The organism is Streptomyces poriferorum, from assembly GCF_019399235.1.
Taxonomy (GTDB): Bacteria; Actinomycetota; Actinomycetes; order Streptomycetales; family Streptomycetaceae; genus Streptomyces; species Streptomyces poriferorum.
Genome location: NZ_JAELVH010000334.1, coordinates 1 through 6,341 on the forward strand (window position 1 = coordinate 1; position 6,341 = coordinate 6,341).

The 6,341-nt window shown below is 69.1% G+C and carries 4 protein-coding genes; 3 read left to right on the plus strand and 1 reads right to left on the minus strand.

Translation table 11 applies throughout. From position 1 onward, the window contains the following. From JGS39_RS34860 to JGS39_RS34870, 3 genes are all read left to right on the plus strand, one after another. On the plus strand, positions 1-1,295 hold a 1,295-nt coding region (locus JGS39_RS34860; RefSeq protein WP_219573755.1), incomplete at its 5' end, for an LCP family protein. A 223-nt stretch (positions 1,296-1,518) separates the two neighbouring features. Further along, entirely contained in the window at positions 1,519-3,279 is a 1,761-nt protein-coding gene (locus JGS39_RS34865) for an LCP family protein (protein WP_219573756.1), read from the plus strand. Between the two features lie 64 nt (positions 3,280-3,343). Further along, positions 3,344-5,041, plus strand: a complete 1,698-nt coding sequence (locus JGS39_RS34870) for an LCP family protein (protein WP_219573757.1) — start codon at positions 3,344-3,346, stop codon at positions 5,039-5,041. A gap of 68 nt (positions 5,042-5,109) precedes the next feature. Here JGS39_RS34870 and JGS39_RS34875 read toward each other — a convergent pair whose 3' ends face one another. After that, entirely contained in the window at positions 5,110-6,141 is a 1,032-nt protein-coding gene (locus JGS39_RS34875; protein ID WP_219573758.1) for a glycosyltransferase family 2 protein, read from the minus strand. Positions 6,142-6,341: the final 200 nt, after the last annotated feature.

The window sequence follows — 6,341 nt, forward strand, 5'->3', positions numbered from 1 at the left end:
CGGGCGAGGAGCGGGCACCGGACGGATCACCCGGCGCGGTGCCCGGCGGCGACGCCCCGGACAGTGGCCCGAAGGACGGCCCGGGCGGTGAGACGCGCAGCGGGTCCGGCAGCGGGCCTTCGCACGGAGCGCCGCCGGAGGGCTCCGGCGGGCCGGGCCCGACCGTCGACATCGTCGTCAAGCGCAAGCGCCACTGGGTGCGTTGGACCGCGCTCGGCGCCTCGTTCGTGGTGCTCATCGCCGCGGGCGCCGGCTGGTGGCTGTACAAGAAGCTGGACGGCAACATCCGGACGGACACCTCCGCGGCCGCCGAACTCAAGGCGTACGAGAAGGAGCGCCCCTCCTCCGTGGTCCACAACGCGCAGAACATCCTGCTCATCGGCTCGGACAGCCGTGCCGGGGACAACCGCAAGTACGGACGCGACGACGGCGGCAGCCAGCGTTCGGACACCACGATCCTGTTGCACCTGGCCGCGAACCGGAAGAGCGCCACGGCCATGTCCATCCCGCGCGACCTGATGGTGAACATCCCGGAGTGCCACAAGCCGGGCAAAACCGCCAGCAAGCCGCAGTTCGCCCAGTTCAACTGGGCGTTCGAGTCCGGCGGAACCGCCTGCACCATCCGTACGGTCGAGAAGATGACCGGCATCCGCATCGACCATCACATGGTCGTGGACTTCAGCGGCTTCAAGAACATGGTCAACGCGGTGGACGGGGTCGAGATCTGCCTCAAGGAGCCGATCGACGACAGCGCCGCCCACCTCAAGCTCGCGGCGGGCCGCCAGAAGCTCAACGGCGAGCAGGCGCTCGGCTACGTACGCGCCCGCAAGTCCATCGGCAACGGCAGCGACACCGAACGGATGGACCGCCAGCAGCAGTTCCTGGGCGCCCTGGTGAACAAGGTCCAGAGCAACGGGGTCCTGCTCAACCCCACCCGGCTCTACCCGGTGCTGGACGCGGCCACCAAGGCGCTGACCACGGACCCGGGCCTGGACAGCCTCAAGGACCTCTACGACCTGGTGCGCGGCATGCGCAACGTACCGACGGACAAGGTGCAGTTCCTGACCGTCCCCCGGCAGCCGTACTCCGCCAACGCAAACCGGGACGAACTGGTGCAGCCCGATGCGGACAAGCTCTTCAAGCAACTGCGCGACGACAAGCCCGTCGCCGTCGTACCCGCAGATCAGCTGAAGGATGACGACGGAAAAAACACTGACGCCGCCGACACCTCCGGACCGACCCCCACACCCACCTACTCGGGGAACAATGCGGCGACGGACCTGTGCAAGCAGTAAAGCAATGACCAAGCGGACATCAACGTTCGGCGTGCAATGGGAAGAATGCCCGGTTGTAAGGGCCGTGGAATATGTCACGCCCGTCGCTCGCCGGCGAACTGGACGGATAGTGTGACGCGATCCGGTGCTTCCGGCCACCTGGCCGCGCACTTCCGGAGCGAAAGACTGAGCGCCTTATCGGGGGAGGCGCCTCGCGTGGCACCGACGGAGGACTCAAGCGACCGTGGATGCACAAGGCCGTGGGCGGGCGGAAGAAATCGATCCCGCAGACCAATGGGTTCTCAACCCGGACACCGGCGACTACGAACTGCGACTGAACAATTCCGGAGGGGATTCAGCCAGGGCGTCAGGAGTTTCGGCTCCGCGGGGTTCCGGGCGCAGAGGTGCCGGCCGTGAGGGCGACGGCGCGAGGCGCGGCGCATCGGGCGAGAGCGGGCGCCGCAGCCGCGAGGTGCCGCGGCAGGGCGGCCGCCGTGCGGCCCAGGGCACGCGCGGTCAGGAGGCTGCCGCCGACACCAGCGCGGGCCGGCGCAAGCGCAAGGCCCCCAAGGCCCGCCGCAAGAAGGCCCTGCTCTGGACGGGCGGCGTGATGGCCTTCCTTCTCGTCGCGGCCTCGGCCGGCGGGTACTGGCTGTACCAGCACTTCAACGGCAACCTGAGCTCCGTGGACATCGGCGACCGCGGCAACAAGGACGTCGTCACCGCCAACGCGCCCCTCAACATATTGGTCATCGGTACCGATAAACGGACCGGTGAGGGCAACGAGGGTTACGGCGACAAGGGCAGTGCCGGGCACGCGGACACGAACATCCTGTTCCACGTGTCCAAGGACCGCACCAACGCCACGGCGGTGAGCATTCCCCGCGACCTCATGACCAACATCCCGGACTGCAGGACGAAACAGCCGGACGGTTCCGAGACGACCATCCCGGGCACCCAGAACGTACGGTTCAACACCAGCCTGGGCCAGGACGGCCGGGACCCGGGCTGCACGATGGACACCGTCAAGCAGCTCACCGGCCTGTCGGTCGATCACTTCATGATGGTCGACTTCAACGCGGTCAAGACCCTCTCCACGGCGGTCGGCGGCGTCGACATCTGCCTGGCCCACGCGGTCAAGGACGACAAGTCGCACCTCGACCTGCCGGCGGGCCCGAACACCGTTCAGGGCGAGGACGCGCTGGCGTTCGTACGGACCCGGCACGCCTACACCAACGGGAGCGACCTCGACCGGATCAAGGGCCAGCAGCAGTTCATCGGCTCGATGATCAAGGAAATGAAGTCGAACGACACGCTGACGAGCCCGAAGAAGCTGTACAAGCTGGCGGACGCGGCGACCAAGGCGCTGACGGTCGACTCCGCCATCAACTCGGTTCCGAAGCTGACCACGCTCGCCAAGGAACTCACCAAGATCGACACGAAGAACATCACGTTCGTCACGCTGCCGGTGATCGACAACCCGGCGGAGCCCACACCGATCACGGTGGTCGTGGACCCGGTGAAGGCGCCCCAGCTGCTGTCGATGATGCAGGAGGACACCTCGCTGACCGAGGTGGCCGCGCAGAAGAAGGCCGCCAAGAGCAAGCAGGACGCGCTGCTCAAGGGAACGAAGGCGGCAGCGGCCGATGTGCGTGTCGACGTCTACAACGGCGGCGGGATCGCCGGCGCTGCCCAGCAGACGGTCACCTGGCTGCAGAACGACAAGGGCGTCCTGAAGTCCACGAACAAGGCCAACGCCCCGGCGAAGGCCGCCAAGACGACGCTCGAGTACGCGCCGAACCAGGCGGACCAGGCCCGGGCGCTCGCCGAGATGATGGGACTTCCCGCATCGGCGATGAAGCCGGGCACCAAGGATGCCGTGGGACTGCAGGCGATGGTGCTGACGCTGGGGGCGGACTTCAAGGGCGCGGGCACCCCCATCACCGGGCCGACGAAGATCGACATTCCGAAGTCCAGCGCCGACAAGCAAGTGTGCGCCAAGTGACACCAGGTCACTGCGCGATATCGCGAGTCTGAACAGCAGGGGGGTCCTGGTGGGACGGAGCAGTATGCCTGGGGAGGGGACGCGGCCACGCGTCCGTCATGCCGGCCAACTCGGCCGGGACGACGACCTCTACGAGGGCGGGGACGGGTCCGGGGACGACGGCGAGGATGCCGCGAGACCCGAGACCGGTGGGAGCGGGAACGGCGGCGGCGGCCGACGCGCGGCGAGCCACGGCGGGCGCCGTGGCCGGCCCCGCCGCGCCCTCAAGACGAAGAAGCGCCGCGTCCTGCGCTGGATAGCCTTCTCGCTCGCGTTCCTCATACTCGGCACCGGCGCGGCCGGTTATCTCTGGTACGAGCACCTGAACAGCAACCTCCGCAAGGGGGAACGCAGCGCGGGCAACGGCGCGGCGAAGAAGAAGGCGCCGAACGCCGCGGGCCAGACCCCGCTGAACATCCTGCTGATCGGCTCCGACAGCCGGAACAGCGCGGAGAACCTCAAACTCGGCGGTTCGAAGAAGAGCGTCGGCGGAACCCCGCTCGCCGACGTGCAGATGCTGCTCCATGTGTCGGCCGACCGGAAGAACGCCTCGGTCATCAGCATCCCGCGCGACACCCGCGTGAACATCCCGGCCTGCGAGAACCCCGACACCCACCAGAAGTACCCGGCCAGCAACGGCATCATCAACGAGACGCTCCGCGGCGGTCCCGGCTGCACGCTGGACACCTGGGAGCAGCTCACCAAGGTCTACATCGACCACTGGATGATGGTCGACTTCTCCGGCGTGGTGGACATGGCCGACGCCGTGGGCGGCGCCTGGGTGTGTGTGAAGCAGGACGTCAACGACGTGCCCAAGCCGAACGTGCCCGGTGGCTCCCATCTGCGGCTGACGGCGGGCAAGCACAAGATCAAGGGCGAGGACGCGCTGAAGTGGCTGCGCACCCGGCACGCCTTCGAGAGTGACTTCGGCCGTTCCAAGGCCCAGCACATGTATCTGAACTCCGTCCTGCGCGAGCTGAAGAGCCAGAACGCCTTCACGGACACCGGGCGTCTGATGAACCTCGCCGAGACCGCGACCAAGTCGCTCCAGGTCTCGGAGGAGATCGGCACGGTGAAGAAGCTGTTCGACCTCGGCATGCAGCTCAAGGACGTGCCGCTGGAGAAGATGAACATGCTGACGATGCCGCGGATCCCCGATCCCAAGAACCCCGAGGCCCACGTCCTGCCGAAGCCCGGCGCCGCCGACAAGCTCTGGGCGCTGCTGCGCGACGACCAGTCGCTCGACCCCAAGGACCGCGCCAAGGCGGCCAAGAAGGCTGCGGCCGGCCCGAAGGCCGGAGCTCCCGCCTCGCTCGGTGTGACCGTCGTCAACGGCACCTCGGCCGACGGCCAGGCGGCCACCGAGGGCCGGGCCAGCACCGTCCGTGACCTGCTGAAGGCCAAGGGCTTCACCGAGGCGGACACCTCGACCGAGCCCGGAACGGCGCTGACGACCGAGGTGACCTACCCGCACAGCGCGGGCGCCCAGGGCAAGGCCAACGCGTTGTCCGTCGCCAAGGCTCTGGGGATGCCGGCCAGCACGGTTTCGGAGACGCCGGACGGGGCCGGGCTGACGCTCACGGTCGGCTCCGACTGGCGGACCGGCTCCACGTTCCCGAAGGTCGTGGAGGACGACAGCGACCCGCTGGAGGGCACCGAGTCGGTCAACGGCGCCAAGACGGACGACTGCATGGACGTGTACTGGCCGTACCGCCAGATGTAGCGGACGAGCGGGACAGACGAGAGGGGGCGCCCGGTGAACCGGGCGCCCCCTCTCGTACGGTCGGCGGCTCAGGCCACCGGCGTGTTCGGCTCCGTGATCGCCGGCCGGCGGCTGGCGATGACGCGCTTCGCCAGCGAGCGCGGGCTCGTCAGGAAGCCGTAGCCCCACGACATGTGCATGGTCGCCAGCGCCACCGGGATCTGCGCCCGCGCCTTCAGTGACAGGCCCTTGCCCGCCGGGAGCGAGCCCGCGACGATCGCCGCGACGTATCCGGCCGGGACGACCAGCGCCCACGGGGTCACCGCCGCGCCCACCACGAGGCCCGCCGCGATCGCGACGACGGCGGTCGGCGGGGCGAGGTAGCGGAGGTTGATCGAGCCGGGGTGGTAGCGGGCGACGACGTGCCGCCAGCGGCCGTAGTCCTTGTACTGCTTGGCGAGCGCCCGGACGGAGGGGCGCGGGCGGTACTGCACCCGCAGTTCGGGGGAGAACCAGATCAGGCCGCCGGCCTCGCGGATACGGAAGTTCAGCTCCCAGTCCTGGGCGCGGATGAACTCGATGTTGTACCCGTCCGCCCGCTCCAGGGCCTCCCGGCGGAAGACGCCCAGGAACACGGTCTCGGCCGGTCCCGCTTCGCCACCCGTGTGGAAGGCCGCGTTGCCGACGCCGATCTTCGACGTCATGGCCGCGGCGACGGCGTCCTCCCAGGCGTTCTCGCCCTCGGCGTGCATGATGCCGCCGACGTTCTGCGCGCCCGTCTCCTCCAGGAGGCGTACGGCCGTCGCGATGTAGTTCGGCGACAGCATCCCGTGGCCGTCGACGCGCACGACCACCGGGTGGCGGGAGGCCTTGATCGCGGCGTTGAGCGCGGCGGGGGTGCGACCGGTGGGGTTCGGCACGGTCTGGACCCGGGCGTCCTCCGCGACCAGCTCGGCGGCGATCTCGTCCGTACGGTCCGTGGACGGGCCGAGCGCGATCACCACCTCCATCTCACCGGCGTACTCCTGCTCCAGGATGTGCCGGACGGAGTTCCGGAGGTGCCGCTCCTCGTTGAGTACCGGCATGATCACGGAGACGGCGGGGTGCTGCGCGGCAGACATGTGGTCCTCGGGGGGTCCTCGGGGGCGCCGGGGGTCTCGCACCCCACCAGGCGGGCGTATTCGGCCGCCACGTTACCGCGAATGGGGGACTGCGGCGCGCGCCGCCGGCCTGCTGCCCGGGATGGAGATCGTATGGGCCTACCGTGCGAACGGTCCCCCTTGCACCGCGGAGGTGTCCCCCCGTGCCCACGCCGCACCGC

What these genes read in the sequence shown, in the direction of transcription:
- JGS39_RS34870 (WP_219573757.1), top strand. Translation starts at nt 3,344, where the DNA reads ATGCCTGGGGAGGGGACGCGGCCACGCGTCCGTCATGCCGGCCAACTC.
- JGS39_RS34875 (WP_219573758.1), bottom strand. Translation starts at nt 6,141, where the DNA reads ATGTCTGCCGCGCAGCACCCCGCCGTCTCCGTGATCATGCCGGTACTC.